We start from the raw sequence: 26887 nt of genomic DNA on the forward strand, positions 1-26887 counted from the left end.
CACAAAATTATCCATCTCAGAGAATATTCGAGAAACGTCTGAATTATCCTGCCCGCCTAAAAAAACAGCGACAGCAAGGGACGAAGCCCTAGTCTGCCGCTGTTTCATTCATCTAACATTCGCCATAGCACATAATGCTGCACTCAACTCTTTTTCCTCTTTACTCTCCTGAACAAGAATGCAGTTACCACAAGTAAGATTGCTGCTGCAATATACAAATCAATATCCCGCTCAGACATAAACCACATCTTGTATTCTACGTCTACCTGCCGCTGCGGCTGAAATCCTTCGCCGAACAGCTCTGTTGCCTGGTCAAGGTTATTCATTTCGATTGTTGGACTGCACGGACTGCTGCTGAATCCGCCATCCGCTTCGCTGATGTAGATCAAATATTTATTGCCTTTTTTAAAATCATACCCCCAGGTGTAATCCGTTGCGACAATAATCTGCGAGTCCACTTCACGCTTCCAGCTTCGTTCAACCTCTACTAAAATATTTCTGGTTGTCTCTTTTGTCCCCGTAAATCCCTCCTGCTTCAGATCGCCCCTGATGTGTTTCACTTCACCGTAAACGGCTCCATTATACAGTTCTAACGCTTCCTGGGGAGTTCCAACCTCGGCACAGGACAAAGCATTAGCCTCTTGCACATTTGAGAATAAAAATGCAAAAGTGAACAACCCCATTAACGCGAGTATACGAAAATTCAATCAACCACCTGCTTTTAGGATATGAGTTTATAGCATCCTTATTGACTCTATCGGGGGGCAAAAGGTTGCACTAATTTTCCAGTCAGCAGAACAGCGGTAAGCCGCTTACCTAGGTGGATTTGGCAAGAAGAGCACCGATCCGCTCAATCCCTCCCGCAATATCCTCCTCGTTAACGTTGGTTACATTCAGCTTTACTATATTTTCCCGCTCAAATCCCCGTAAATAATTCCGGTCCAAGGATTCCAGCAGGATGGATTCGTTCTTTAATTTCGCAATAAGCTGCGAAGCGGAGACCGTCTTATTCAGCAAGATATGCGTATGAATGAACGGGTAATCCGGACTCTCATATGTAAAAGCACCGCCGCAGCGGGCAGCTTCCTTCGCAAGCGCAGCATGCAGCAGCTTCGCCCTGGACGTATATCTGCTGCGGATTTTGGCAAGATGGCGGCCATACATCCCGCTGCGCAGATAGATTTCAAGGGCAGCCTGAGACAGCATGGAGCTGTCGATATCGTCCTGTTTTTTATACAAACGGAACGTCTCAGCCAGCAGATCGGGAATGACCGCAATACCAATGCGCAGGCCGGGAAAAATAATTTTGGCATAGCTTTTTAAGTAAATGACATGTGATGAATTATCATGCGTATACACCGGATCGGACTTGCTGTCCTGCTCGAAATCTGCGAGGTAATCATCCTCAACAATATATACATCGTATTTGGCTGCAAGGCCGGCAAGCTGTTTCTTCTCTTTGTTCGTATAGGAGCAGCCCAGGGGATTGTGGTACCGCGGCATTGTATAAAAAAACTTGATGTCTTCCGTACGGAAGATTTCCTCCAGCCTGTCCAAATCAATGCCCGCATTGCTTCGCGGTATCCCGATGACCGGTATGCGCCGTGTCTCCAAAAATTCGATCAACAGATGATAACCCGGCTGTTCGATCAGCACCTTTTGCTTGCCATTAGGGAAGGGCATCACTGCAAGCAGTGACAAGGCCTGCTGAACCCCCGATACAACAAAAATATTCCGCTCTTCAGTAAACACCTGATACCCCATCAATTGCTTGCGCACGATACTGATCAGGGAGGGCATCCCTTTAGCCGTGCCGTACATAAATAAATCCTTCTGGTACATGTCGATCGCTTTGTTGATACAGTGCTGAAAATCCAAATAAGGAAACACCCCGGGATCAGGTGCTGCTGCTGCAAAATCCAAAACAGGCGACGTTTCGTCTTGGACGGAATGGGTTCCTTTGACAACGTAATAGCCGCTTTTGGGCATGGCGTAAATAAGATGGCGCTTCTCCAGCTCAGCCAACGCCTTGATGATCGTACTTTTGCTGCAGCTGTACTGCTCCGACAGCACACGGATCGATGGAAGCTTCTGTCCGTCTTTATACGGCTGCTTCTGAATCAGTGCCTCCAGCTCATTCATGAGCTTCAAATACATATACATGTGACAAGCACCTCGCTCAATCTGTAACGGTACAGATGACAATTTTCATCATTGTAGCATGCAAGGCCGGGAGATACGATATACCTAACACGGACAATTACTAGGAGGAGCATTATGACATCAGCACACCTGGATTCCACAACAAAGCGTTTCGCATATTCTGCCATCATTATTTATTCCGCCATTGTAGGGCTCTCTTTTCTGTTCGGAAAAATAGCCCTGACGGTTGCTGCGCCGCTAGACACTCTAGCCCACCGCTTTACCGTCTCCCTGATCGCTGCCACTATTCCCGTTCTGTTGGGATGGATAAAGCTTCACCTGAGGCCGCGGGATGTGCTGGCCATTCTTCCGCTGGCCGTCTTATATCCGTCGATGTTCTTTGCCTTTCAAGTCTTTGGCCTACAATCTGCAACGTCCGCAGAAGCAGGGATTATCCACGCGACGGTGCCGGTCTTCACGATGGTTGCGGCAGCTTATTTTTTGAAAGAACGTACGACGAGGCTGCAGAAGTTATCCACTCTTTTGTCCGTATCCGGTGTCATATTCATTTTTATCATGAAAGGTACGGCGATTGATCTGTCTAATCTAAAAGGCACGCTGCTCATTCTCCTGTCAGCCCTCGCCCTTGCCGGCTATAGCGTGCTTGCAAGAAAGCTCACCTCTCGTATTCATGTCATGACCATGACCTATGTGATGACGGTGATCGGCTTCCTTGTGTTCAACCTGATGGCGGCAGGACAGCACTTGGCCGAAGGCACGTTGTCCCATTATTTCGAGCCGTTCGCAAGCACCAGGTTCGTAATGGCGATTCTCTACCTGGGCGTACTCTCTTCGCTCATTTCCAGCTTGCTCAGCAACTATGCTTTATCTAAACTTGAGGCATCCAAGGTGAGTGTGTTCAACCATTTGGCGACATTGATTTCAATCGCCGGGGGCTTTGTGTTCTTAAATGAGCAGCTGGCGTATTACCATATCATTGGAGCAGCTGTCATCATCGCAGGCGTGCTCGGTGCAAATGCGGGGACATGGCGAAGCAGGAAGGCGGCGGTTTCTTTAGAGGAATCAAAAATGTGAGGGAGTTCTCTGCACGAAGAGGAGCAGGACGCTGATGCGCCTGCTCCTTATTGTGATTATTTTGGCGGGTTATCCGGTCATAGATATCCCATTCAAACGCTCATCCAGCCCAGGGAAGGAACCATATCGTACTTTATCTTCAATCCGTTCATGACAATTTGCCAGCTATAGTTCTCCTTGCTGTTAACCTTCATTATTTTCCCGTTTCAGCAAATTGTCTGATACGCTCGCCCACTTGATCGCGGACCCGTTGGAAGACCGCCCATTTCTCCTCATCTGTACCCTGTGCTTTTGCCGGATCATCGAATCCCCAATGTTCACGTTTCACTTGAGGGGGAGTAACCGGGCATTTATCTGCCGCATCTCCACACAAAGTAATGACGAGATCGGAGCTGTTCAGCAGCTGCGGATCAATAATATCTGATGTTTGACCTGAGATATCAATACCGACTTCACTCATCGCTTGAACGGCTTTCGGATTCAAACCATGAGCCTCGATGCCGGCACTGTATACGTTCCATTCATTGCTCAAATATTTCTTGGCCCAGCCTTCCGCCATTTGGCTCCGGCAGGAGTTTCCTGTACACAAAAAGTAAATGGTTTTCTTATCCATGAGTCCCAATCTCCTTTGAGTTTAAAATAGGTTCAATGTTATATATAGACCAAGCAGTGTGATGAACAGCGTAGGGATCGTCAAAATAATGCCTGTTTTGAAATACGTTCCCCAGGATATCTTCACTCCTTTAGTGGAAAGCACATGCAGCCAAAGTAAGGTAGCCAGTGAACCAATCGGTGTAATCTTAGGTCCTAGGTCAGAACCGATGACATTCGCATAAATCAGGGCTTCTTTAATCAGTCCAGAGGTGTGTGTAGCCTCAATGGCCAGTGCATCAATCATTACGGTAGGCATGTTATTCATTATGGAGGAGATCACCGCGGCAATAAAGCCCATCCCCATCGTTGCTGCGAACAATCCCTGATCCGCAACGCTCTGGATAACATTTGCTAATACATCTGTTAGCCCGGCATTTCTTAGACCATATACGACAACATACATCCCGATGGAAAAGAAAACAATGGCCCAAGGTGCCCCCTTCACCACTGCCATTGTTGGTACGGCAGGGCTTTTCCTTGCCATAAGCAGGAAAAAAATTGCGATGATCCCGGCCACTACAGATACCGGAATGTTCAGGAACTCACTGACAAAGTATCCTGCCAGCAGAACCGCAAGTACAATCCAGGACAGCTTGAACATTTGCCTGTCTTTAATAGCCTCTTCAGGTTTTTTCAGCTGGGAGCCATCGAAGTTTCCCGGGATACTTTGTCGGAAGAAGAGATAGAGTACCAGAATACTTGCCCCTAAGGAAAATAAGGTAGGCATGAACATCCGTCCGGCATACTGCATAAAGGTCAGCCCGAAAAAGTCAGCCGATACGATATTCACCAAGTTGCTGACAACCAGCGGCAAAGAGGTAGTATCTGCTATAAACCCGCTGGCGATGATAAATGGAAATACCTTCTTCTCATCAAAATTCAGCGCACGGACCATAGCCAGCACAATCGGAGTTAAAATAAGCGCCGCCCCATCATTGGCGAAAAACGCCGCTACTATGGCACCAAGAATGATGACATAGATAAACATCCGGGTTCCATTCCCGCTGGCGGCTTTGGCCATATGTAAAGCAGCCCATTCGAAAAATCCAATGTTATCGAGAATCAGAGAGATCAGGATGATTGCAACAAAGGCCAGTGTGGCATTCCATACAATCAGCGTAACATCCAGAACATCATTAAAGCTGACTACACCGGCAAGTAAAGCGAGTAACGCTCCGCCGCAGGCAGACCATCCAATGGACAGATTTTTAGGCTGCCAAATGACAAACATCAATGTGATTATAAATATAAGGCTTGCCAGAGCTACCAAGTCTTTTCCCCCAATTTATGTCTGAATCCCATGCATCAGAGCACTCCCTCCAAAGAGTTAACTTCAACCTCGGACATTATTATATAATTATACACTTATATATTCAACGACAAAAAGTTATTCGCAGCAGACAGCGCTAGACGGCTTATTCAAATTCGCCAAAACGGACCCAGCATCCGGTGTAAGTTTAAGTATCGCTTTAACATGAGGCTTATTTTCAATATTTAAGGAATAATACACCCACTGGCCCTTCTTCTGTTCCTTTACAAACCCGCTGCTTTTTAATTTGCGCAGATGCTGACTAACGGCTGGCTGTGAGATATCAAAAAGATCCACGAATTCACATACACACCATTCCCGCTCTTTTAGAAGTGTAAGAATCGTAAGACGTGTTTTATCTCCGAGGAGTTTTAAATCTTCTGCAAGATCATTAAGTTCATCCATTTAAACATCTCCTCTCTCCGTAGGTAAGGCAATACTTATAGTCTAAGGCCTTGATGATCAATTATCAACTAAGCAAAATAATACTTGCGTTTTGCAATTAATTTCGATATAACTAAATCAAGAGGTGAACACAATGGAAACCCCAAGAGAACTGTTCCAAATCATGACCCGGCGTTTAGGACTGCTCAATAAGGATTGCTGCAGCGTAGGTGGATGTAATCTTTCCGCAGCCCAAAGCCACCTGCTATACGAGATAGATCGGAGCCATAATCCTTCCATGCAGCAAGTCGCCGAAACACTTGGCACTGATATTACTACCTTCAGCAGACAAGTCCAGTCTTTGGTGAAAATGAATCTGGTTAAAAAGACTCCTGATCCTACAGATCGGAGAATCTATATCCTGTCACTCACACCTGAAGGTAAAATGGCGGCTACAACTATTGATCAACAAATGAATGAATATCTGAATGAAGCCTTCTCGCACATGAGTGAATTTGAGGTAGAAACATTACTACGATCCATTAAGCTTTTCAACGAAGCCATGGGGAAATCCAGCAATTGCTGTGCACCTGTAAAAGGGTGATTTCTTTTCGCTAATATTTGCATTTTGCAAGTTATTTGATAAATAAGGAGTGTTTAGAGTGAACAAACTTACTAATGATCAGATCCGCCAAAATGTACGGGGGCGCTATCAAAAAATTGCTGTAAAAAAGGTCGAAGCTGCCTCTTCCTGCTGCTCCCCTGCTGACAGCTGCTGTGACTCCCCTGCTGATTTTGATGCCATATCCGCTAAGTTGGGTTATTCCAGTGAGGATCTCGCTGCAGCTCCTGAAGGCGCAAATTTAGGCCTTGGATGTGGTAACCCCCAGGCTATTGCTGAACTGCAGGCGGGTGAACATGTTCTTGATCTCGGGAGTGGCGGCGGATTCGATTGCTTCCTCGCTTCCCGGCAGGTAGGTGAACAAGGTCATGTCATCGGAGTGGATATGACTCCTGAAATGATCAGCAGAGCAAGGGATAATGCTATGAAAGGAAATTTTAACAACACGGAATTCAGATTGGGTGAAATTGAACATCTTCCTGTTGCCGATCATTCGGTTAATGTCATTATCTCCAACTGCGTGATTAACCTCTCACCGGATAAACAGCAAGTATTCCGCGAAGCCTACCGTGTTCTTCAGTCTGGTGGTCGTCTGGCCATATCTGATATTGTAACTACAGCTGAGCTTCCCCCTGAGATCAAAAATGACCTGGACGAATTATATTCCGGTTGCATCTCCGGAGCCTCTTCCATCGTTGATGTAGAGAAGATGCTTCAGGAAAGCGGCTTTACTGAGATCAGTATTGAACCAAAAGACGAATCCAGAACATTTATCAAAGATTGGGTTCCTGGTGCAAACGTTGACCAATACATCGTTTCTGCTGTGATTAAAGCGAGAAAGTAGCTATAGGGGGATTTACATATGATTACTTCATTAACTGTCCGTCAGGCCAATACAGAGGATATCGCAAGTATCCTTCGTATTTATAATCAGGGGATCGAGGACCGGATCGCTACACTTGAAACAGAGACGAAGGATTACGCTTATATGGAGGCATGGTTCCACGATCATCAAGGCCGCTATAGCATTTTGGTGGCTGAAAGCGAAGGTAAAGTTACTGGCTGGGCCTCCCTTAACCCGTACTCTCACCGCTGCGCCTATAACGGGGTCGCCGATCTTTCCGTTTACATTGACCGCAGCTTCCGTGGACAAGGTGTGGGCAGTTCTCTTCTGCAGTCCTTACACAAGGTGGCAAAGGAAAACAGCTTTTATAAAATTGTTCTCTTTACGTTTCCGTTCAACCAGGGTGGTCAAGGATTATACATGAAAATGGGTTACCGGCAAGTTGGTGTGTTTGAGAAGCAGGGTGTTATGGATGGGCAGTTTATGGATGTGATGATTATGGAGAAGATTCTTTAATATATTCTGAAAAATCATATTAGTACAAGAGAAGAGGGGGTGTCCCAAAAGCCATGAAATGGCTGCTTGGGACGGCCCTTGGTTTGGAGTAGGAGGTATGTGTTCACTTGGGTGGACGCTCCGCGAACGGACCGTTGTTCCAATCGCTGTGCTCTCCAGATTTTTTTCATTCCCCTTAGCGGTGAAAATCCGGAGACCAAGGCGACCGCTGCCGCTTTTCCACAATCAGTCCGTCCTCTCCACTGTTTAAGCGGGAATTGGATCTAAACTCTTTTTGAAAAAACAACAAAAAAATCACCCTTTTAGTAAAATGGAGGTACCACCCAACCATCTCAAAAAGGAGCGATTTCTTTGTACATCCAATATACCATGGACCACCTTTGCTTGCCAATGGATCTGGAAGAAGATATTCCAGGGCAACCACCTTGCCCGTGTCGTGAATGCTGCAGTAGAGGGGCTGGACGACACCATCTTTGACGCGGCCTATCCCGGGTGGTGGCCGCGACAGCTCCACCCTAAGATGCTTACCAAAGTCATTATTTACGCTTATACTCAGCGGATCTATCCGTCTCGTCAAATCGCTAAAGCCGTGCGGGAGAACATCCCTTTCATGTGGCTGGCCGGACGGCAACGCCCCGATTTCCGCACCCTGAATCGCTTCCGTTCCCAGCGGCTGAGGAGTGTTCTGGAAACGGTATTTACCGCCGTGCTTCAGTTTCTGGCTGACGAAAAACACATGTCCCTGGAGCATTACTTTGTGGATGGGACCAAGATGGAGGCCAATGCCAATCGCTACACCTTTGTTTGGGGGCCAGTTGAAACCGGGATACAATGTGCAAATCGGGACCGAAAACCAATTTATTTTAGCCTACAAAAGCGCAATAACTCCTCGGAAAACAGCCAAAGACGGTCATTGCGGATGCAGGTTACGGCAGCGAGGAAAACTACGCCTATCTGGAAAAGGAAGAGATTCAGGCGGGCGTACGACGAAACAAAGGACCACTGGACATGCCTGGCCGGACAGACGCTGCATTTCCGCAAAGAGAGCACCGAAATTTTAGCAAGTGGACATCGGGAAGTTGTGGTGAGCTTGGAGCGCTTACGGTACCAGAAGCAAGCTCAGGAACGACTGCAAAGCGAGGAAGGGTACCTCTGGGCTGTATATGGGACAGCACCTTTCGTTTAGTTTGAATTATCCTGTCCATCTAAAAACAGCGGCTATATGGAATTCATATCGCTCTTGGCTAAATCAAGTGCCACAGCGAGTTGAATCTGAAATGTTTTGCTTAAATTCTTCATCCATTTTTCAATTGGATAGACTTCAATTACCGGAGAAACGGAGTGATCATAGCGGTCCAATTCTATTTTAATAACAGAATGAGTATCCACCAGAAAGCTGATAATATCCTCACCTTGCTCTGGTATCCACGATAAAACATGTGCGGTTTTCATCTCGGGAAATGCTTTTTGGATGAGATCAAGATACCTGCGCTTAGCGCTATCGTTAAACAAGTGAATTTTAGAAGCGGTTAACTCTTCGCGATATTTTTGTTCCGTCATTGTTCCTTTGAGTCTCATTCTTGAATAAGTCAACGGTCGTCCTCTTTTCCCTTCCGCTACTGTATACCCGCAACTCCAAACGTACTATTGATTACCCTTTCATAGTTATCCCATTCAAAATAAAACGGGCCAATATTTATCTTTTTCATATCAGGCTCAAGGTAGAAGTCCTTCCAAATAACAACATCCTCTTCTTTATCAATTTTTACGGAAATGAACCCGCATCCTTCATCACCGCACCACGGGCATACCATGATGGGATACCTGTACCACATGGTTCCGTGAGGTTTTCTAAGTAAAAAGTAATCAATCATTTCTCTTTGATATTCATCACTCATCCAGCCCAGAGAAGGAACCATATCGTACTTTATAAGCATTGCATTAAGCGATTTCCCGGCTATGATCAGGTCAGCGAACCGGGTGTTTTTCTCTCCCTCACCAATCGGCCCAAAATCAGCGCGGCTTGAGGCTCTTGCTTCCAGAGTACTTATTTTCATCAAGGTTACTCCTTACTGTTCCAAGTTCCGTGTTCTTACCACAGCAGGGTGTCAGGGTGTAAAATGCCTCCAGTTTCCTTCGGAGACCACCTCAGCTGCGCCGTCGATCACTTTAACCGCAGTTTGATCATCAATCGCATATGTTGGTCCCCTCATTCCGGCGGCCCATCTTTCTGCAGCAGCCATGGTGTTATGAGGAAGCATCTCATGATCTACATGCGGGAATATTGCAAAATCAACCAGCCCCAGTGCTTCATCACCACCGGCGGGTGGAGTCCAGCCAACGAAGAATTCCCCGATGTTAGGTGCCATCACCATGCTCCCGGCGCTCATTCCTACATAAACTGCCTGCAGCGACGGCAAGAGGTCTGCCAGTCCGGACTGCCGCATCCAGTGGCTCAGGTAGAGGGCGTCGCCGCCCGCCACCAGGAGGACATCTGTCTCCTGCACCAGCGGTACCCAGCGGTCTTTATGAATGCTTGGCAGCGCAGTGAGCTCCAGCACGCCAACAGACTTCCAGCCCAGGTCAACCATGGGATTCCCGGAATTCCCGCTGATGAACTCCCAGGCTTTAACGCCGGGCCCGACCCAAGGGTGTCCGTACATCGCGGTGGGAATGCACAGGGCGTTTGCATCAGCCATCGGCTTGCCCAGCATGTTAACTAGCGCGCCGTGTATGCTTTTGTTCGTAATGCCCGCAGATGTTAGCAATAATTTCATAGTTTCACTCCTTGTCGTTGTGCGTCCGTTATTCCTTAAGGCTATTTACTTAGGTAGGGGCCTATCAAGAAATTAACTTTTTCACCTCAGCAATAAACAGCTCCGCGTCTGCTTCGACCGTATAAGGAAAAACGCCCTGCTTTGTGTGTAAATAAAGCACCCCATGCCCTTGTCCAAGATCCCGGAATGAAATATCAAAAATTTCTTCAATTATAAACTCACGGTACGCCGAAACAATACGGTCCGGGTAGAGACATAACGAGCGCTGATGAATAATGGTCTCCAGATCACCGGCAGATACGACTCGTTCAATTTTGTAGTAAGGCTGGGTTGCAATGATCATGGATCTCCCTCCACCCGCTTCAGGACTAAAAGAATTCAGCGATTAACATTATTTTTCAGACTTTTCCTGACTTGCTTCCGTCCGGGCCAGCAGATCATCCTGTATACTATTTTCCCATAAAGGAACTCCCGAACGGTAGGCAGCCCGGCCATTCAGATGGCCTGCCACCGGCGAAGTCATGAATACGAACACAATGGCGAGCAGCAGCTTGATGCTGACTGTTCCATCCTTAAACCAAAAGTACAGAAATCCGCCGCCCAGCAAACACAGGACTCCGAAGGTTGCACTTTTGGTAGCGGCATGTGAACGCAGATACACATCGGGCAGCCGCACTAAACCGAAGGCGCTGAGTCCGCAGAAAACAGCTCCAATCACCACCAGAATCGAGCTGAACAATTCACCTGTCATTTGTACTCTCCCCTTCTTCCACAACAACGCCCCGTTCAATAAATCTCGCGAGTGCGGTTGTTCCTATAAACGTCAGAATACCGATCAGCAGAATAACCTCCAGAAAATCCTGGGTATCCAGCAGCATTCCCATAACGGTGATTATAGCGAGTACGTGAATACCTATCGTATCGAGGGCAGCAACCCGGTCTGACCGTGTCGGCCCCTTTAAAAGACGGAATAGGCACGCCAGCATGGCCACACCCAGAATAGCCAATGATGTGGTTAACAGTGTTGACACCATCAGCGCGTCACCTCCATAATAACTCGTTCAAAACTGCCCCGGATTTGGCTGACCATGACCTCTGCATCTTTAATATCAATGGCATGAATATATAAGGTCTTACCATCCTTCGACACATCAAGAGTCAGCGTTCCCGGGGTCAGGCAAATCAGACAAGACAACAATGTAACTTCCCATGCAGAAGTCAACGCTGTCTCATAGGCAAATATTCCGGGACGGATGGCCAGCTTTGGACGGACAATATGGCCGATCACTACAAAATTCGAGACCGTCAACTCACGGATAAAGATCAGCAGCAGCTTTATGACGGACCATACACGTCTTAAATAAAATGGCTGTGTCTGGGGTTTGGATTTTCGAAATAACAACAAGATTGCTATACCGAGTAAATACCCTATAAGGAAACTGGAACCGGAGCTATTGTTATTCACCGCCATCCACAGAAAGGCAATCAACAGGTTGAACAAGAATTGTAAGGCCATGTTATCTACTCCTTCATTATGGCTTGAATGTACTGCGCGGGTGAGGAGAGAACATCACTGGCCTGCGATACATAGGCATTTAGAGTATCTGCCCCTATTCCCATCGCAATGATGAGCAACAGCAGTCCGGCAGCTACAGCCGAAGCACCCTTTAAGCTCACTGCAGGCTGTTCCTTCTCCGGTTCACTCCCCCAGAAGGCCAGCCTGAACACCTTGATTAAGGAATACAGCACCATAAAGCTTGATCCGAGGCCTATAAGAGACAGTGTCAGCATTCCCGCATCCAGCGCGCCGCGGATGATCAGCAGCTTGCCGGCAAAACCGCTGAGCGGCGGAATCCCTACCAGAGCAAGAGCCAGTATAAAGAACATCCAGCCAATAAGCGGATATTTTTTGATCATGCCCCCCATACCGCCTAAGCGGTCTGTGCCTGCAGCGGATATGATCAGCCCGCCAAGTATGAACAGGAGTCCTTTAGCCAATATGTCATGAAGCAGATAAAATACAGCCCCGTTCAGCGAATCCTCTGTTCCCGCAGCGACTCCGAGGGCCACAAACCCTACGCTTATAATAATATTGTAATTAAAAATACGAGGTATATCCTTGTACGCAACTGCCCCCAGAGAGCCCAGAATCATGGTAACTGCAGCCATCCAGGCAATCAGGTTATGGGTAAGTCCTGAATCGTTGACAAACATCAGGGTAAACGTGCGGATGATTGCATACAGTCCCACTTTGGTGAGAAGTGCACCGAATAACGCTCTGATGGCCGACGGAGGTGCGCTGTACGATCCCGGAAGCCAAAAGAACAGGAGCAGCCCGGCTTTTAAGGAAAATACAATTAAAAATAAAACTGCAATGACATTAAGCACGCCGCCTTGTCCCGCTTCGGCAATACGCTGGGACAAATGCGCCATATTAAGCGTTCCGACTGCCGCATAGAGATAGGCTACCGCCGCTACAAACAAAGTTGAAGACACAATATTTATGAGCAGATATTTTGAAGTTTCCCTCAGCTGCAGCCTGGTTCCGCCCAGAGAAATGAGCGCATACGAAGAAATCAGCATCACTTCAAAGAAGACGAACAGGTTAAAGATATCCCCTGTAAGGAAAGAGCCGTATACTCCGACCTGCAAAAAATGAAAGAAAGTGTAGTAGTAATACCTTTCCCGCTTCTCCCCTATACTGCTGAAGGAATAGAGCAGGATGGCAAAGCTGACAATTGAAGCTGCCGCCACCAGTAATAGAGCGAACATGTCCCCGGCAAATACAATACCGTAAGGAGGTGCCCAGCCGCCCATCTGCAGGGTTAATATGCCTTCATTGTGAGCCCGGGATACCAGTAATAGTGTAATCAGGATTGTAAGCATCCCGCTGACCGTACTGATGCCCCGCTGAAGCTGCAGCTTTTCTTTGAAGAAGATAAGAATAACAGCTGTACAGAGGGGAATCAGAATGGGCAGCACCAGAAGATTATTCATTCTTTAACCTCCTTGATGCTGTCGATTTCATCTGTGCCCAGAGTTTGATATGAACGGTACGCAAGGACGAAGAAGAATGCGGTGACGCCAAAGCTGATTACGATCGAGGTCAATATCAGCGCCTGCGGCAGGGGATCAACATAATTCCCCTCTTTACCCAGCACGGGAGCTGCCCCATTTTTGAGTCCGGCCATGGTCAGAAGCAGCAGATGTACACCGTGCGTCAGCAGGGACGTGCCCAGCACAATACGCAGCAGGCTTTTTGTCAGAATCAGATAGACCCCTATAGTAAAAAGAATTCCTATGGCCAGTGCCATTACGAGTTCCATCGTTTATCCCCTCCAATCGTTAAGATGATGTTCATCGCTACACCGATGACTGCCAGATAGACACCCAGGTCAAATAGTACGGCAGTTGCCAGTTCAATATCACCGAGGATAGGCAAATGGAAGTGGCCAAAAGTATGGCTTAAAAAAGGAACACCGAAAAGGAAAGATCCTGATGCTGTCAGAATAGCAAGCAACAGCCCGGCCGCTGTAAGCAAGCGGTAATTTATAGGGAACGCTTTGCGGATTTGCTCCATGCCAAAAGCAATCGTCATCAGCACCAGTGCAGCGGAGGTCATCAACGCACCTATAAATCCGCCTCCCGGATGGTTATGTCCGGCAAAGAACAAGTACAGAGAGAAGATCAGAATAATGATGACAATCCCTTTGGACATCGTCTGCAGAATGACATCATTACTGCGCAAAGGCACGGCTAAATGCGGTTTAACCTGCTGGCGCTGCGTGAGATCCTCTTCCATCCTCAGATTGATCAGACCATAGATGGCCAGCGAAGCGACGCCCAGCACCATGATTTCAAACAAGGTATCAAATCCGCGGAAATCCACAAGAATGACGTTGACAACATTTTTCCCTCCGGCCAGGTTATAGCTTTCTTCCAGAAAGTACTTGGAAATGGACTGGAACGGACTGCTGCCCATCGCAGCCAGCGCGACAAGGGTTACAGTAACACCGACGCCCAGCGCAATAATCAGGTTGGGCAGCCTGAAGCGTAGAATCTCCTTCTGTTCCTTTAGCTTTGGAAGATACCGGAAGCAGAGAAGGAACAGTATGACCGACACCGTCTCAATAATCATTTGGGTGAGGGCAAGATCCGGTGCACGGAAAAGGACAAACAGGAGTGTCACCATGTACCCGACACCGCCGGTGAACAGGATGGCATTAACCCGTGATTTGGCAAAAGGAACGGCAAAGGCAGCCAGAAGCATGACCACAATGGCGGCCATTTCATAGAAGGACAGTTCAGCATAATGTGCCATGCCAAAGCGTATCCCAGGCTCCCGCAGAAGAACAGCAAGCAGAGCGGCAACCAGGAAACCGAAGATATACAGCAGATAATGACGGCTGGAGCCGGTCATGTACGCATTAGTCAAGCGTTTGGAACCCCCTTCCAGCAGCCGGAGCGAAGCATCATACACCCGGTTAAGCGTATTACTTCCACTGGCTTCACGGTCAAGCACCCGCAACCGGTTATACCCTCTGTATAACAGCAAACCGGCTGCCACCACACCTAGTGTCATGAAGATTTCAGGTGTCCAGCCATGCCAGAAATGTATAGAAACCTCAAAAGCTTCCTCAGGAGCGAGAAGCCCTGTATGGATGGAGGCCATTGCAGGTTCGATCAACGCTTTGGAAACCAGGTCCGGAAAAAAGGCAAATACAAGACTCAGCGAAATAAGAATGACCGGTGACAGCAACAGGCCCAGCGGCGCTTCATGTGGAACTTTGTCCAGCTTGTCTCGCTGAAGTTTGCCGCTGAAGGTCTTGAATACGAGAATCATACTGTATACAAAGGTAAACACACTGGCAATCCAGGCAATGACCGGAAAGAGCTGCAGCCAGAATGCAGAGTTCTGGATATCAAACTCCCGGATATTCAGGACGGCTGTAAAAAACATCTCTTTACTGAGAAACCCGCTGAACGGCGGCAGCCCTGCCATGGAAAAGGCCCCCATCAGTGCGACAGAGAAGGTAATAGGCATAAGGGACATAAGGCCTCCCAGCTTGCGGAGATCACGGGTGCCCGTCTCATGATCAATGATCCCTACTACCATAAAGAGGCTGCCTTTGAAAACAGCATGATTGATGAGGTGGAAAAGTGCGGCTGTGGTAGCCATAGTATAAAAAATTGCATCCGGCTTCCCGCTAAAAAAGCCGGATGCTGATCCCAGACCAAGCAATGACATAATCAACCCCAGCTGGCTGATCGTGGAGTATGCCAGCAAGGCTTTGAGATCGGTCTGCCGTATTGCTTTGAATGACCCGTATATCAGGGTAATCAGGCCTGTTACAGACACCAGCCAGAACCATTCCGATTGCCCCGCAAAGACAGGAGTTAGCCTTGCCACCAGGTAAATCCCTGCTTTGACCATTGTTGCCGAGTGAAGATAGGCGCTGACCGGAGTCGGAGCCTCCATGGCATCCGGCAGCCAGATATGGAAAGGAAACTGGGCGGATTTTGTAAAAGCACCCAGCAAAATAAGCAGCATGGCCGGGATAAACATCGCGCTGTCTGTCAAGGTCCCAGACAGAGCAATAATCTCACGGATACTATAAGTACCGGTCATGACATACAGCAGATTAAATCCGGCAAACATGGCTAATCCGCCGAATACTGTGATCAGCATAGATTTCAATGCTCCATAACCGGATCGTTCCCGGCCGTACCAGAAGGCAATAAGCAGGAATGAGGAAATGCTTGTAAGTTCCCAGAAACCGTACAATACGATCAAATTATCCGACAGCACTACACCCAGCATTGCACCCATAAATAGGAGCAGGTACATGTAGAATCGGCGGATTCCCTCGGTCTGTTTGTCGAGATAAAAAATGGAGTAAAGCACAACAAGTGCTCCCATCCCGGAAATCAGCAGGACAAATAATAGACTTAATCCATCCAGGATCAGAGTGATATCCACTCCGAAGGAGGGCATCCAGGCGAAGGTGTCAACAATAGAATCTCCCGACCGGATCGCCGGAATCCTTGTCAGGAAATACAGGAATAGTGCCGCCGGCAGGGGGAGAACGATCCATCCCAGGTGGAAGCGCGTATTTTGTTTAATCAGTAGCATCAGCACAGACAGCAAAAACGGAAGCAGTATAACCAGATGCAGCACGCTCAGTACCCCTTTCTATTTCTCAAATATTTTGCTCAATGGGGCTTAACCCATTCATTTTGTACAATTTTCAGGTATTGGGCCTCACCGTTGTTCACAATCTTAAACAGACCGGTGTTGAAATCCGTGTCGAGTTCACGGAAGAACACCCCTTTTATCGGTTCGCTGCCGGCTGCTTCTTCCGAGAGGACATAACTATCACCTTTTTTGACCAGATATGCGATAAATCCCCGTTCATGCGTTTGCTCGAGCAGCTCGGGATAGCGTTGTACTGCAACGATATGAAGATCAATAGTGCCGACCTGTTCCATTAAATCATTAATAAAATTGCCGCGTGTAATCTCCTGCCACAGTGTTTGGCTTGATTGTCCCAGCACAATCTGGGTCACTTTGTTTTCCTGTGCGGTTTCCACAATAACATGGGCCGTCTTTTTCCCTTTGCATTTGCGGATCAGAAATTGTCCTCCGGCATCCTTCGTCTGCTTTTCCCAACCTGATAGGTACAGCTGCTTCTCCGGGTTATATTCATTGTCTCCGCCGGTATCCACGGTCAGAACCACAAGCGGAGCCTGAAGCTTTTTGGCCAGCTCGCTGCCCCGCTGAATCAACCGCTGTCCATGGGGGCCATAATGCACACAAACCATGATAGACTCCATCTTCATTTCCATTTGAAAGCAACCTCCAGTAAATTTTTTCCAGTAAAAAACCACAAAAAGAGCCCGCTGTTGGCAGGCTCCTCCGGTTACTATCCATATACAATTGGCTTTATTATATAGTCCCCAGGAGAGAAAGTAAAGAAAATCAGCAGTGTATAATCCAAGATTCATCAGGAAAGCCTGAGTACAAAGGAGGCATTCCTCATGTTAACCCGCAAAGTAATCTGCTGTATTTCCGTGCTGGCACTCATGTTGATACTAGGCTGGAGACTGGAACAATCCGTGGTATTCCCTGCACCCGGAAAGCAAACGGGCGTTTTTCCGTCCGGAGAATCCCTTTTGCATTCCTATAATTTTGCTGATCCAATCCCAGTAAGTATTCCTTTCCAATCCAGGGAATATGTAAGAATCCGGCTGAAAGCCGAGTAAAAGATGATACCCTCCCCTGTTACACAACATTCGTATAAAGTCCCCTTAACTATGCTGTCGCAGGCAATCACCCCTCCTGCTCTTTCTTGCCCAAAATCCCGTAAAGAAAAAGATGGCCCAACTCTTTTCTTAAATCAACGGTTAATTTCTCTGAAACGGATGGATTGCCTATCATCGCTATAATTCCGTTCATAAACATCATAATGGCTTCCGCAGATACGCCTCCAGATACTTTCCCCTCGGCTTTCCCCTGTTCAATTAATTTCATGATTTCCGGAATGACAACCGTTTGAGCGTACTGCTCAATATACGCTTTGAATGCCGGATCTGTAAAAATAAAGTTCTTTATCCCTTCACTGGACAATGATTCTTGATTGGTAACCGATACCTCATACATCTTATTCATCTTTTCTTCAAAGGGAAGATCCGAGTTCATCATTTTGACGAAATCTTTTCCGGCCTCGTCCATCTGATGGTAAAACACTTCTTTAGCCAGTACTTCTTTATTTCCAAAGAAATTATAGATCGATCCAGGCGATACCCCTGCTTGCTGTGCAATCTCCCGCACACCTATTTCTTTAAAGTTTCGCGTCATGATCATATCAGTTAGCGATTCTAAAATTTGTTTTTTCTTCTGCTGTCTTCGTTTTTCAAAGCCATTCATGGTAAATTCCACCTAATTCCGATGTTTATGTAACAGTATACCCTTATGTTATATATTTATTGACTTCAGATCAAGGAGGGAATATTATGTAACTGAAATTAGTTTTGTTATATATCTTTGACGGGAGGCTGAAATCTTTTGATTAAGGTCGAATCATTAACAAAGATCTATCCCAATGGCAAAGGAATCCGGGATGTTAGCTTTGAGGTGAGGGAGGGTGAGGTTTTCGGTTTTCTTGGACCGAATGGAGCCGGAAAAACAACAACGCTCCGCCATATGATGGGTTTTGTAAACTCTACAAGCGGGAAGGCCAGTATCAATGGCCTGGACTGCAGGAACGACGCTGCACAGATCCACAAGAATTTAGGCTACGTGCCCGGGGAAATTGCATTTTATGATTACATGACCGGTATGCAGTTTCTGACGTTTATTGATGAATTAAGGGGACGTAAAGATAATATACGCCGCGATCAATTAATCCACAGATTCGAGTTGGAGCCTGGCGGGAAAATCCGTAAAATGTCTAAGGGGATGAAGCAAAAGGTAGGATTAATTGCCGCCTTCATGCACGATCCTGAAGTTATCATCCTGGATGAGCCGACTAGCGGGCTCGACCCGCTCATGCAGAAGCGTTTTGTAGAATTAATTATCGAGGAACGCGGCCGGGGAAAAACAATTCTGATGTCCTCCCATTTATTTGATGAAATCGACCAGACCTGTGAACGGGCAGGCATCATACGTGAAGGAGAACTCGTGGCCGTTGAGAACATCCATGCTCTGAAAGCGGCGCTGCCGCAAAGCTTTATAGTTACCTTGGCGGATGGGGATGACATGATAACGCTGCAAAACAGCCCTCTTAACTATATTCAAAAAGCGCCTCTTACTGTTGAAATCTTTATTAAAGAGGATTATGATTCCATGCTGCGGATTCTGTCTCAATGTAAAGTGGCTCATATGGCGTCAACTCCCCGGACCCTTGAGCAAATCTTCATGGATTTCTACGGAAAGGAGCGCTGATCTTTATGTCATGGGCCTTATTTAAAGCGAATATACGAGTGAACCGTTTTTTGTGGCTTCTGATTGTTGCCGTCTATTCTTTTTATTCCATTATTCTGGTAAGCATGTTTAATCCCGAAAGCGTAGATGCATTAAAGGATATGCTGGATATGCTTCCTGCTGAGTTGATGAACGCTATGGGAATGAATTTTGGGTCCACCCTGCTTACTTTCTTGTCAGGAACGTTATACAGTATCCTTCTATATTTATTCCCTATGATTTTATCTGTTGTTATTAACCACCGGCTCATAGCCGTACATGTAGATAAAGGCAGTATGTCCTACTTGCTGTCCACCTCCAATTCAAGAATTCGAATAGCCGTTACTCAGGCCGTGTTTAGTCTGATGTCTATAACAGCGATCTTCTGCTGGATCACGGTTCTGACTCTTATCACCTCTTCAGCCATGTTTCCCGGACTTTTGGATATCAAGCCATTTATTTTATTGAATCTTTACGCACTCCTGATGTATTACACGGTTAATGGCATTTGTTTCCTGGCCTCTTGTCTGGCTAATGAAGCCCGATACAGTCTCGGACTGGGAGCCGGTCTCCCCATAACGTTTGTGTTATTGCAAATGCTCGGTGACTCTGGCGAAGGATTAGAATGGATCGGGTATTTCTCCTTATTTGCCCTGTTCGACCCTGAACGGTTATTCGCAGGTGATAGCTTTGCTTATATGGGGATGAGTGTTTTTGCGGGACTGGCGGCTGCGCTGTATACTCTGGGCATTATTTATTTTAATAAAAAGGATTTGCCTATATGATGCAGCGGGGAAAGTTTACATAGCCTTACAAAAAAAGAAGCCGGCCCTATTCGATAGGATCGGCTTCTGTCCATTCATCCACAGTTACGGTATTAAATACCGCATAAATTACAAACTCTCCAGCGCTTTCTTAATGGCCGGACTTAAGCTGTACGTATTGATGATCGTCTGGATCGATTCGGCACGGGTCGCACCGGACTGCGGTTCAAAATGCAGAGCGGTCTTTCCATTAAATATGCCAAGAACGGTCGCCTTTTTAATGGCCTCTGCACCATAGGCCCGGTCCAGATCGGTAAAGACAACAGCCGATGTATCACGATTCAAGATATAAGCATTCAACACCCTGGTAATCATAAGGGCCATTTCCTGACGGGTAATTGTTCTTTCCGGCCGGATAGTGCCGTCTTCATATCCCGCCATGACTCCGACGGCTACCAGCCGCTTGAGGCTTTCGGAGGACCAGTGTCCCTTGATGTCCTTAAACTTTGCGAAATCTTCTTCATTGATTATTACGTTTCTGCCAGCCATGTTCACGAAACCTCTATCGATCATTGCTGCGAATTCGGCTCTCGTTATAGGTTCGTCCGGCTCAAATCCACCGTTAGGATATCCATTAATAACGCCAAGCTTGGTGAGCTTTTCGACATTAGTAATGGACCAGTGTTCCCCAATGTCCCTATATTGAATAGCAGCGGAATGCCCGCCGTTATTCAATATTTCTGCCGTTCTGGCTTCAACGCCGGCAATGACATTGCTGTCTGCGCGAACAACCTGGCTTCTAAAAATATCGTTCGGATCTTGAGGGATTTCTCCCGTTTCTTCCGGCTGCTGAACATTTGGCTGCCCCTGTGTCCCGGGCTGGGTTGTTGGTGCCGCTGTTGGTGATGTTGATGGTGCCGCTGTTGGTGCTGGTGTTACTGGTGCTGGTGTTGCTGGTGTTGCTGGCGTTTCTGGTGTTGTTGGTGTTTCTGGTGTTGCTGGCGTTTCTGGCGTTTCTGGTGTTGTTGGTGTTTCTGGTGTTGTTGGTGTTGTTGGTGTTTCTGGTGTTGTTGGTGCTGTTGGCGTTTCTGGTGTTGTTGGCGTTCCAGGATCATGTTCGCCGCCACCGTCTCCTGTGCCGGGGCTACCCTCTGGCCCTTCAGCGGTGACCGTCTGAACAAGCGGTTCCGAGGTGCTGTCTTCGTATGCGGCATCACCACTGTACACCGCTGTAATGGTATGCGTGCCTACGGTCAAATCCGATACAGTATAAGTCGCATTACCTACTGTGAGCGGAACGCTTCCCAATACCGCATCTCCATTTTTAAAGGTGACCGTTCCTGTTGGCAGCCCGGTAACCGGAGAATTGGCCGGTTTCGATACGTCAGCTGTAAAGATGATCTCATCCCCTGCTACAGATGGATTGGCGCTGCTTGCCAGCTTAGTAGTCGTAGATGCTTTACTCACAGAATAAATAATGCCGCCGCCGCTGGCAAAAACCATCTGCCCCGGAACGTCGATATTGATAGCATTAATCGTGATTCTCCCGAAACCATGCTCGAATTCCGTCCAGTTTCTTGCATCCTCCGAATAATAAACCTCGCCATATTCGGTGGAAATAACGTAATAACCGCGGGCATAAGTAACACTGACGATATCCGGCTCGTCATAATCAAAGCCATAGGATTCCCAGGTTTCTCCGCCGTCTTCGGAGATCGATACTGTGTTGTACATCCCCACGGCCATTATCGGTTTCCCGTCTGCAGGTACCGTTACATCCAGAAAGTGCTGCCTCGGTCCGGCGTCTCTTTGTGTCCAGACCAGTCCGTCAGTAGAGGTCGCGATCAATCCGTATTCTCCAACTGCAACCGCAGTGTCCCCGTTTGATCTGATTTTATTAAACCGTTTGTTCTCAAGCAGAGGTCCCTGCACGGTAATGTGCTGCCAGGATTCACGGTCTTCGTTCAGCCTGAAGATTCTGCCGGTCTCCGCTATCGACTGCCTGTCGTAACCTGCAGCAATATAATCTCCTTTAAAGTAAGTCACGCTTTTCATCAAAGGCGGAAAACCGGGGTAAGAGATCGTTTTGTCAAAGCTCTCTATTTCGCGGGTCTTCGTATCCCAGAGAAGATACCCGCCCGAGCCTACAACAGACAGAAAGTTCCCTGTTCCGTCTCCGGCGGTGTCCATTTGACTGTTATTTCCGTATAGTTCTTTCCAGCTTGACCCTCCGTCGTCAGAGTACACCCGGTTGTTTCCTCCGGTTACATAGAATACGCCATCTTCATAATTGATGTTCTTGAAGCCGAAGGACCCCAATCTGTCATGCTTGGTTAGAACGATTCCCTCAAAAGGATTTGAGCTTGCCTCTGCGCCGGCTGTCCCCGATAGAAGAGAGGTTAAAGTTACTGCCACCATAATAAGCGATGTAAAACGTTTCATGCGTGCTAAGAGCATCTTGATGTCTTCCCCCTGAATTTTTCGATATAAAAGTGGTTCAAAAACCCACTATGAAAGAATACAATACAATAGTCTTGCGGTCTACCAAATTTTACTTAAAAAATGATATATTATTTATCCACTTAATGATGCTGTCCGCTTGACGGGACAGGCCCCTTCAGTTCTCAGTTAACCCGATAATTTTCAAGTTCTATTCATTTTTAAATCATTTTCTGCTTCATTTAAAAATTTTAATATAGCTGTTTTCATCTGCTCCAAACCAGGTTCTTCTACCGGAAAATGACCAGCCCCTTCTAAAATCACACAATTTTTCTTACATTGTAACCGGTTATAAAAAGATTCACTTAATCTGTATGGAGTCATTGGATCTGCTTCAGGATGAATGAGCAGAACAGGGCAGACATTGAAATATTCAGGCTCAATTACTGGTTTCATATTTAAAAATGTTCTTAATAACCGTAAGGAAATTCTCGTCCCTGCAGCTCGGGGGTCGTTCATAATAAGCTTTGTCAGATCAAAGTTATTTGTAATTAAATTCATTCTGGATACTTTTGAAACAGGAATCCGAAACGAATCCAATACAAAGGAGAATCTATCTAATGTGAATTTACCCAAGCGGCTTATCAGCTTGTTTGGTGCAATTTGATCCCGGACTTTTGGATTGCTTGTATCGACGAAGGTCGTTACAATCAAGCCTTTCACATGTTTGCTCAGACTTGCCACATGATACGCAAGCATCCCACCGATGCTCGCTCCCAATACAACAATTGGCTTTCCGTCCCGATTAAATTCCTGTTCGATGAACTCTGTCATTATTTTGATCCAATCATGGTAATCCATAGGTTGTAATGTCTCCTTGTAGCTGAGGCCATAAGGAGGAAGATCGGGAGATACGATATCATATCCATACACTTGCAGCATTCTTGCATAGGGTGCGAATAGTCTACCGTTTCCTCCGGCACCATGAACAAAAACTACTTTGATTTTCGAATTTGGAGCAGACATTCTATCCAGATGGATATGATAACCCTTCCAAATCCACCATTCTTCAGTGGGAAGATTATTTTCATTTATTCGCAGTTCTTTAGGGAAAAACTTCTGATATTCCTTCCAATAATTTTCGTCTTCATTGTATGTCAAATTTTTAGTATCAGAATTCACTCTACTTCCCCCTGCACAATTCAACTTTGTGTTTTCAATTGGATTAGCATTAATCGCTTATGCAACGAATTTTATCACAAATCCCAACTTTCCTGACCCTTAGCTGAACAAAAAAACAGCGGACCCCATGGATCTGCTGTTTTTAAAACCTTCTGTTAAGCTATCATCAATAAATTCATTTGGTCAAAATCCCGCTTTTGTCCGACTATGGCACAATAATTTGTCTGCCCACGTTCACGTCGTCTACCTTCCATTGGTTATCAACCAATTTATAGAATACATAACGATCCACGAGCTCGAGGTTGACAGGACCGCTTTCAAAGTAAGCAGATTGGTGCATTCTCGCTTCTGTAGTACTGCTGTAGATAATTTCCGCCTTTTTTGTGAGTAGAGCGTTATTTTTAATGCCATTACTATGAATCATCTTGTTTATAAAAGAGTCCGTGAAATAAGGTCTAAACTGTGTCCGGATTTGCGGATAATCTGAGAGATCGGTGGCCTCATTTATTTTGTCATTAAGTACATTTATTCTTTCCTGACTCATTCTCCAAGGCTTGAGCGGCTCTGTATGGATGTAAACCTGTTGCTGACCGATCGTAATGGTTGCTTTTCGTTCTTCTTGGGACCACAGGGCCGTTCCGCCCAAAGCCTCAGCAAAAGCACGTGCGGGTACATAAGCTGTTCCATGATCCATTTTTGCCGGGACCTCAAGGTTAACAGCAGTGTTATTTAATACAGCCGCACGGGAATTAATATGCAACAATAGCTCCCGCTCGCCACGAATAACCGTAATGCTTTTCTTTTCCTGATTCCAGATCACTTCTGAATGAAATCTCTCTGAGACAGCACGCAATGGAATCAGCATTCGTCCATTTTCAATTTTTCCGTTATCAACCGTATTCGCAAAAGAATTGGCGAAGCTTTTCGCCGGACTACCAATTAGTAAGGTGAACACTAAGGAAAGAGTTAGTGTAATTATTGTTTTATTCGTAGTTGATCCCTCCCATAGTTCCACTATATTAAGTTATTTTGGTTCAAACTAATGACGCTAATCTCCCCTAAAAGTTGCACAGTTTCGCTCGCTTCATTTAATCCGTAATCTTTTTAAGCTCAAAAATAGTTGCCTCTGATAACAAGATAAGTCTATCGTGATTAACAACAAAAAAACTTAAACCTGCAGGTATGCCCATTTTAGTAGAAGGGTCCCTTATAACTATCGCTTTTACTTCATCATTTATATTTAAGTCCGGGATATCTATTTTATACAATCTATAAAAAGAGGTAGAGTTATAGCATGCCGCTGAAATCCGATATAATGGATCTTTTAGCTCATATTGATAATTCTTATACTTTTTAAGTCCTTTTGATGAAAAAAAGTCTTTTTCGATGATAATATTATCTCCAATAAAATTTTGCCCTGTTGGGTATTCAGAAGCATCATTATATGAATTTGCAAATCCTAAATGCTTCTCAACTTTCCAAGTTCCATAGAAATATTTTTCAGTTTCACTATCCAGACTTATACGATCTACAGAACAATAATCGGATGTATTTTTCGGAATCATAGATTCTTCCATTTGAGGATCAACATTTTTACCTGCCGATGCCAGCATCAGCATGATCATAATCCAAGCCCATAAGATTTTTATGATATCCCCACTCCTGCTTTAATGTTATTTTTGCCCTAGCAGAAATTATATCAGAGCAATTGAAGCGATGAATGACATAAAATTTACATTATTTAGAGTTGATAGCAATAACATCTCATTTAACATTCTTCAAATGTTTTTAGCGAAAAAAGACAGCCGACCTCAAAGATCGGTTGCCTTTAATATACCGGCTAATGAAAGGTAGCCAAGGTGGAGCCTTTAAGCAGTTCGCCCTAGCCGGCAGCGGTACCAGTCGGATCGCTAAAGTCATCGCCCGCATCAAGCTGGATTATGCCCAGCCGCTTCATATCGATGAGCTCGCGAGAACGGCCCATATGGGTCCCTCGTCGCTGCATCGTTACTTCAAGAAAGTGACTGCACTGAGCCCGCTGCAGTACCTGAAACGGATTCGCCTTCAAGAAGCGCGCCGTCTGCTATTAGCCGAATCCCTCGATGCTGCCGATGCAGCTTATCGTGTCGGCTACGGGAGTCCTACGCAATTTAGCCGTGAATACGTAAGGCTGTTTGGTCTCCCGCCGATCAGTGACATCAAAAAGCTGCGGGAAGAGACGATGCAGGAAATCAACTGAGGCCTTGTCGTGACATAGATCCATTTTATAGAACTTGTATGTTATTGTTCTCAAACTTTTGTAAGAGCAATCCTAAAGCCAAGATCATCTATTTTGAAATCGGGCATGCTTTTCCTTCTACTGGTAGAACCGCAGTTGTTCTGGGCTTCAGCCCAACTGCCTCCCCGGAAGACTCTATAGTTCCCGTATCGTTCAGTGTCATATAAATCCCAGCACCATTCCCATACGTTTCCAATCATATCATAAAGCCCCCATGGGTTAGGAAGCAGCTGCCCTACTTGATGAACTGATCCATCGGAGTTTTCTTGATACCATGCAATTTGATCAATTTTTTCATACCGGTACCCCGCGGTTCCCGCTTTGCAGGCATATTGCCATTCAGCGTCGGATAGTAACCGAAAGCCATTTGCTGTCTTATTAAATATCGTATGTTCACTTTCATTTGTGATGGTGTAACATTCAGTCCTGCCAAGCATTCTGGACAATTTATTGCAAAAGGAAATTGAATCTATCCACGAAACTTCCACAATGGGCAGGTTATTCACAATCGGCTCTATTTCTTCTTCATGCATGACAAAATGATACAACTGCTGTGTTACCGGATACTTCATTACATGGAAAGGTTCAATTGTTGCAGTCCATGTTATAGCCTTTTTATTACTTCCAGGGTTTGATAACGTGTAATCAGAACTAAACCATTTGTTCATATTAACATAATCACGTAATTCAATGGTTCCTCCCTTTACCGGTACCATCAATTTCATTAACTCTTTTTGAAAATACTCTCTGTCACTTCCGTACTTTTGATTTGTCATGAAATCTTCCTCTCAATGCTGCTAAAAATACGCTTCACTGCGTGGTTATAAAAAATCCAACAGGATAGTTCACGTCATCTTCTGTATCTACTTCGGCCAATTCTCCTGATAGCTTGTCCGTTCGTTTAAGGAGGAAAGGACTG

29 protein-coding genes and 1 pseudogene are annotated in these 26887 nt (G+C 46.1%); 8 read left to right on the forward strand and 22 right to left on the reverse strand.

The window, feature by feature from the left end; genetic code table 11:
• Positions 1-143: 143 nt before the first annotated feature.
• Together C2I18_RS03840 and C2I18_RS03845 are read right to left on the reverse strand one after the other, a co-directional pair.
• Entirely contained in the window at positions 144-707 is a 564-nt protein-coding gene (locus C2I18_RS03840) for a hypothetical protein (RefSeq protein WP_249899969.1), read from the reverse strand.
• Between the two features lie 109 nt (positions 708-816).
• Positions 817-2163: an aminotransferase-like domain-containing protein gene (locus C2I18_RS03845; protein ID WP_249899970.1), complete on the reverse strand. Its 1347-nt coding sequence runs from the start codon at positions 2161-2163 to the stop codon at positions 817-819.
• A gap of 114 nt (positions 2164-2277) precedes the next feature.
• On the opposite strand from C2I18_RS03845, the gene C2I18_RS03850 reads away from it, so the two are divergent.
• On the forward strand, positions 2278-3237 hold the full coding sequence (locus C2I18_RS03850; protein ID WP_249899971.1) for a DMT family transporter: 960 nt from the start codon (positions 2278-2280) through the stop codon (positions 3235-3237).
• 193 nt (positions 3238-3430) lie between these two features.
• On the opposite strand, the gene arsC is transcribed toward C2I18_RS03850, so the two are convergent.
• The 3 genes from arsC to C2I18_RS03865 form a co-directional block, all read right to left on the reverse strand.
• Positions 3431-3850 carry an arsenate reductase (thioredoxin) gene (gene arsC / locus C2I18_RS03855; RefSeq protein WP_249899972.1) on the reverse strand — a complete coding sequence of 140 codons (420 nt, stop codon included), beginning with the start codon at positions 3848-3850 and terminating at the stop codon, positions 3431-3433.
• 21 nt (positions 3851-3871) lie between these two features.
• Complete coding sequence (locus C2I18_RS03860) at positions 3872-5122, reverse strand: arsenic transporter (protein WP_249901996.1); 1251 nt, start codon at positions 5120-5122, stop codon at positions 3872-3874.
• A gap of 156 nt (positions 5123-5278) precedes the next feature.
• Entirely contained in the window at positions 5279-5605 is a 327-nt protein-coding gene (locus C2I18_RS03865) for an ArsR/SmtB family transcription factor (RefSeq protein WP_249899973.1), read from the reverse strand.
• Between the two features lie 133 nt (positions 5606-5738).
• Here C2I18_RS03865 and C2I18_RS03870 point away from each other — a divergent pair, with 133 nt between their 5' ends.
• From C2I18_RS03870 to C2I18_RS29780, 4 genes and pseudogenes are all read left to right on the forward strand, one after another.
• Complete coding sequence (locus tag C2I18_RS03870; protein ID WP_249899974.1) at positions 5739-6188, forward strand: MarR family winged helix-turn-helix transcriptional regulator; 450 nt, start codon at positions 5739-5741, stop codon at positions 6186-6188.
• Between the two features lie 58 nt (positions 6189-6246).
• Positions 6247-7050: an arsenite methyltransferase gene (locus C2I18_RS03875; RefSeq protein WP_249899975.1), complete on the forward strand. Its 804-nt coding sequence runs from the start codon at positions 6247-6249 to the stop codon at positions 7048-7050.
• An 18-nt stretch (positions 7051-7068) separates the two neighbouring features.
• On the forward strand, positions 7069-7566 hold the full coding sequence (locus C2I18_RS03880) for an arsinothricin resistance N-acetyltransferase ArsN1 family A (protein WP_481857869.1): 498 nt from the start codon (positions 7069-7071) through the stop codon (positions 7564-7566).
• 351 nt (positions 7567-7917) lie between these two features.
• Positions 7918-8377, forward strand: a pseudogene (locus C2I18_RS29780) (transposase); the annotation flags it as partial.
• Positions 8378-8784: 407 nt separating this feature from the next.
• Here the strand turns inward: C2I18_RS29780 and C2I18_RS03890 are convergent.
• The 12 genes from C2I18_RS03890 to C2I18_RS03945 all read right to left on the reverse strand — a co-directional run bounded on the left by C2I18_RS03890 (position 8785) and on the right by C2I18_RS03945 (position 18270).
• Complete coding sequence (locus C2I18_RS03890) at positions 8785-9144, reverse strand: hypothetical protein (RefSeq protein WP_249899977.1); 360 nt, start codon at positions 9142-9144, stop codon at positions 8785-8787.
• Between the two features lie 38 nt (positions 9145-9182).
• A complete protein-coding gene (locus C2I18_RS03895) occupies positions 9183-9626 on the reverse strand; it encodes an oxidoreductase (protein WP_249899978.1) in 444 nt (147 codons plus the stop codon).
• A 48-nt stretch (positions 9627-9674) separates the two neighbouring features.
• Positions 9675-10343, reverse strand: a complete 669-nt coding sequence (locus C2I18_RS03900; RefSeq protein WP_249899979.1) for a Type 1 glutamine amidotransferase-like domain-containing protein — start codon at positions 10341-10343, stop codon at positions 9675-9677.
• Positions 10344-10407: 64 nt separating this feature from the next.
• Entirely contained in the window at positions 10408-10686 is a 279-nt protein-coding gene (locus C2I18_RS03905; RefSeq protein ID WP_249899980.1) for a hypothetical protein, read from the reverse strand.
• A gap of 48 nt (positions 10687-10734) precedes the next feature.
• Positions 10735-11094 carry a monovalent cation/H(+) antiporter subunit G gene (gene mnhG, locus C2I18_RS03910; RefSeq protein WP_249899981.1) on the reverse strand — a complete coding sequence of 120 codons (360 nt, stop codon included), beginning with the start codon at positions 11092-11094 and terminating at the stop codon, positions 10735-10737.
• On the reverse strand, positions 11084-11377 hold the full coding sequence (locus C2I18_RS03915; RefSeq protein WP_249899982.1) for a Na(+)/H(+) antiporter subunit F1: 294 nt from the start codon (positions 11375-11377) through the stop codon (positions 11084-11086). The genes mnhG and C2I18_RS03915 overlap by 11 nt, the downstream gene beginning before the upstream one ends.
• A complete protein-coding gene (locus C2I18_RS03920; protein ID WP_249899983.1) occupies positions 11377-11859 on the reverse strand; it encodes a Na+/H+ antiporter subunit E in 483 nt (160 codons plus the stop codon). The genes C2I18_RS03915 and C2I18_RS03920 overlap by 1 nt, the downstream gene beginning before the upstream one ends.
• 5 nt (positions 11860-11864) lie before the next feature.
• Entirely contained in the window at positions 11865-13340 is a 1476-nt protein-coding gene (locus C2I18_RS03925) for a Na+/H+ antiporter subunit D (protein ID WP_249899984.1), read from the reverse strand.
• Positions 13337-13669, reverse strand: coding sequence for a Na(+)/H(+) antiporter subunit C (locus C2I18_RS03930; RefSeq protein ID WP_249899985.1), 333 nt, complete (start codon positions 13667-13669; stop codon positions 13337-13339). Before C2I18_RS03930 ends, C2I18_RS03925 begins: the two co-directional genes overlap by 4 nt.
• Positions 13657-16527 carry a Na+/H+ antiporter subunit A gene (locus C2I18_RS03935; RefSeq protein WP_249901998.1) on the reverse strand — a complete coding sequence of 957 codons (2871 nt, stop codon included), beginning with the start codon at positions 16525-16527 and terminating at the stop codon, positions 13657-13659. The genes C2I18_RS03930 and C2I18_RS03935 overlap by 13 nt, the downstream gene beginning before the upstream one ends.
• A 29-nt stretch (positions 16528-16556) precedes the next feature.
• Positions 16557-17189 carry a universal stress protein gene (locus tag C2I18_RS03940; RefSeq protein ID WP_249899986.1) on the reverse strand — a complete coding sequence of 211 codons (633 nt, stop codon included), beginning with the start codon at positions 17187-17189 and terminating at the stop codon, positions 16557-16559.
• A gap of 484 nt (positions 17190-17673) precedes the next feature.
• Positions 17674-18270, reverse strand: a complete 597-nt coding sequence (locus tag C2I18_RS03945; protein WP_249899987.1) for a TetR/AcrR family transcriptional regulator — start codon at positions 18268-18270, stop codon at positions 17674-17676.
• A gap of 138 nt (positions 18271-18408) precedes the next feature.
• Here C2I18_RS03945 and C2I18_RS03950 point away from each other — a divergent pair, with 138 nt between their 5' ends.
• Together C2I18_RS03950 and C2I18_RS03955 are read left to right on the forward strand one after the other, a co-directional pair.
• Complete coding sequence (locus C2I18_RS03950; RefSeq protein WP_249899988.1) at positions 18409-19287, forward strand: ABC transporter ATP-binding protein; 879 nt, start codon at positions 18409-18411, stop codon at positions 19285-19287.
• Positions 19288-19391: 104 nt separating this feature from the next.
• Positions 19392-20090 carry a hypothetical protein gene (locus tag C2I18_RS03955; protein ID WP_249899989.1) on the forward strand — a complete coding sequence of 233 codons (699 nt, stop codon included), beginning with the start codon at positions 19392-19394 and terminating at the stop codon, positions 20088-20090.
• Positions 20091-20198: 108 nt separating this feature from the next.
• On the opposite strand, the gene C2I18_RS03960 is transcribed toward C2I18_RS03955, so the two are convergent.
• The 4 genes from C2I18_RS03960 to C2I18_RS03975 form a co-directional block, all read right to left on the reverse strand.
• Positions 20199-22511: an S-layer homology domain-containing protein gene (locus C2I18_RS03960; RefSeq protein WP_249899990.1), complete on the reverse strand. Its 2313-nt coding sequence runs from the start codon at positions 22509-22511 to the stop codon at positions 20199-20201.
• Positions 22512-22712: 201 nt separating this feature from the next.
• Positions 22713-23690: an alpha/beta hydrolase gene (locus C2I18_RS03965; protein ID WP_249899991.1), complete on the reverse strand. Its 978-nt coding sequence runs from the start codon at positions 23688-23690 to the stop codon at positions 22713-22715.
• Positions 23691-23895: 205 nt separating this feature from the next.
• Positions 23896-24645 (reverse strand): stalk domain-containing protein, encoded by a 750-nt coding sequence (locus C2I18_RS03970; RefSeq protein WP_249899992.1) that lies wholly within the window; start codon positions 24643-24645, stop codon positions 23896-23898.
• A 133-nt stretch (positions 24646-24778) separates the two neighbouring features.
• Positions 24779-25309, reverse strand: a complete 531-nt coding sequence (locus C2I18_RS03975; protein ID WP_249899993.1) for a hypothetical protein — start codon at positions 25307-25309, stop codon at positions 24779-24781.
• A 224-nt stretch (positions 25310-25533) separates the two neighbouring features.
• Between C2I18_RS03975 and C2I18_RS03980 the strand changes: the two genes are divergently transcribed.
• Complete coding sequence (locus C2I18_RS03980; protein ID WP_342760331.1) at positions 25534-25929, forward strand: helix-turn-helix domain-containing protein; 396 nt, start codon at positions 25534-25536, stop codon at positions 25927-25929.
• Between the two features lie 50 nt (positions 25930-25979).
• Here the strand turns inward: C2I18_RS03980 and C2I18_RS03985 are convergent, their stop codons facing one another.
• The gene (locus C2I18_RS03985; protein WP_249899994.1) at positions 25980-26744 is read right to left on the reverse strand and encodes a formylglycine-generating enzyme family protein; all 765 of its coding nucleotides are present in this window, start codon (positions 26742-26744) and stop codon (positions 25980-25982) included.
• Between the last annotated feature and the right edge of the window lie 143 nt (positions 26745-26887).

The sequence above is a fragment of the Paenibacillus sp. PK3_47 genome (assembly GCF_023520895.1).
Classification (GTDB): Bacteria; Bacillota; Bacilli; order Paenibacillales; family Paenibacillaceae; genus Paenibacillus_AQ.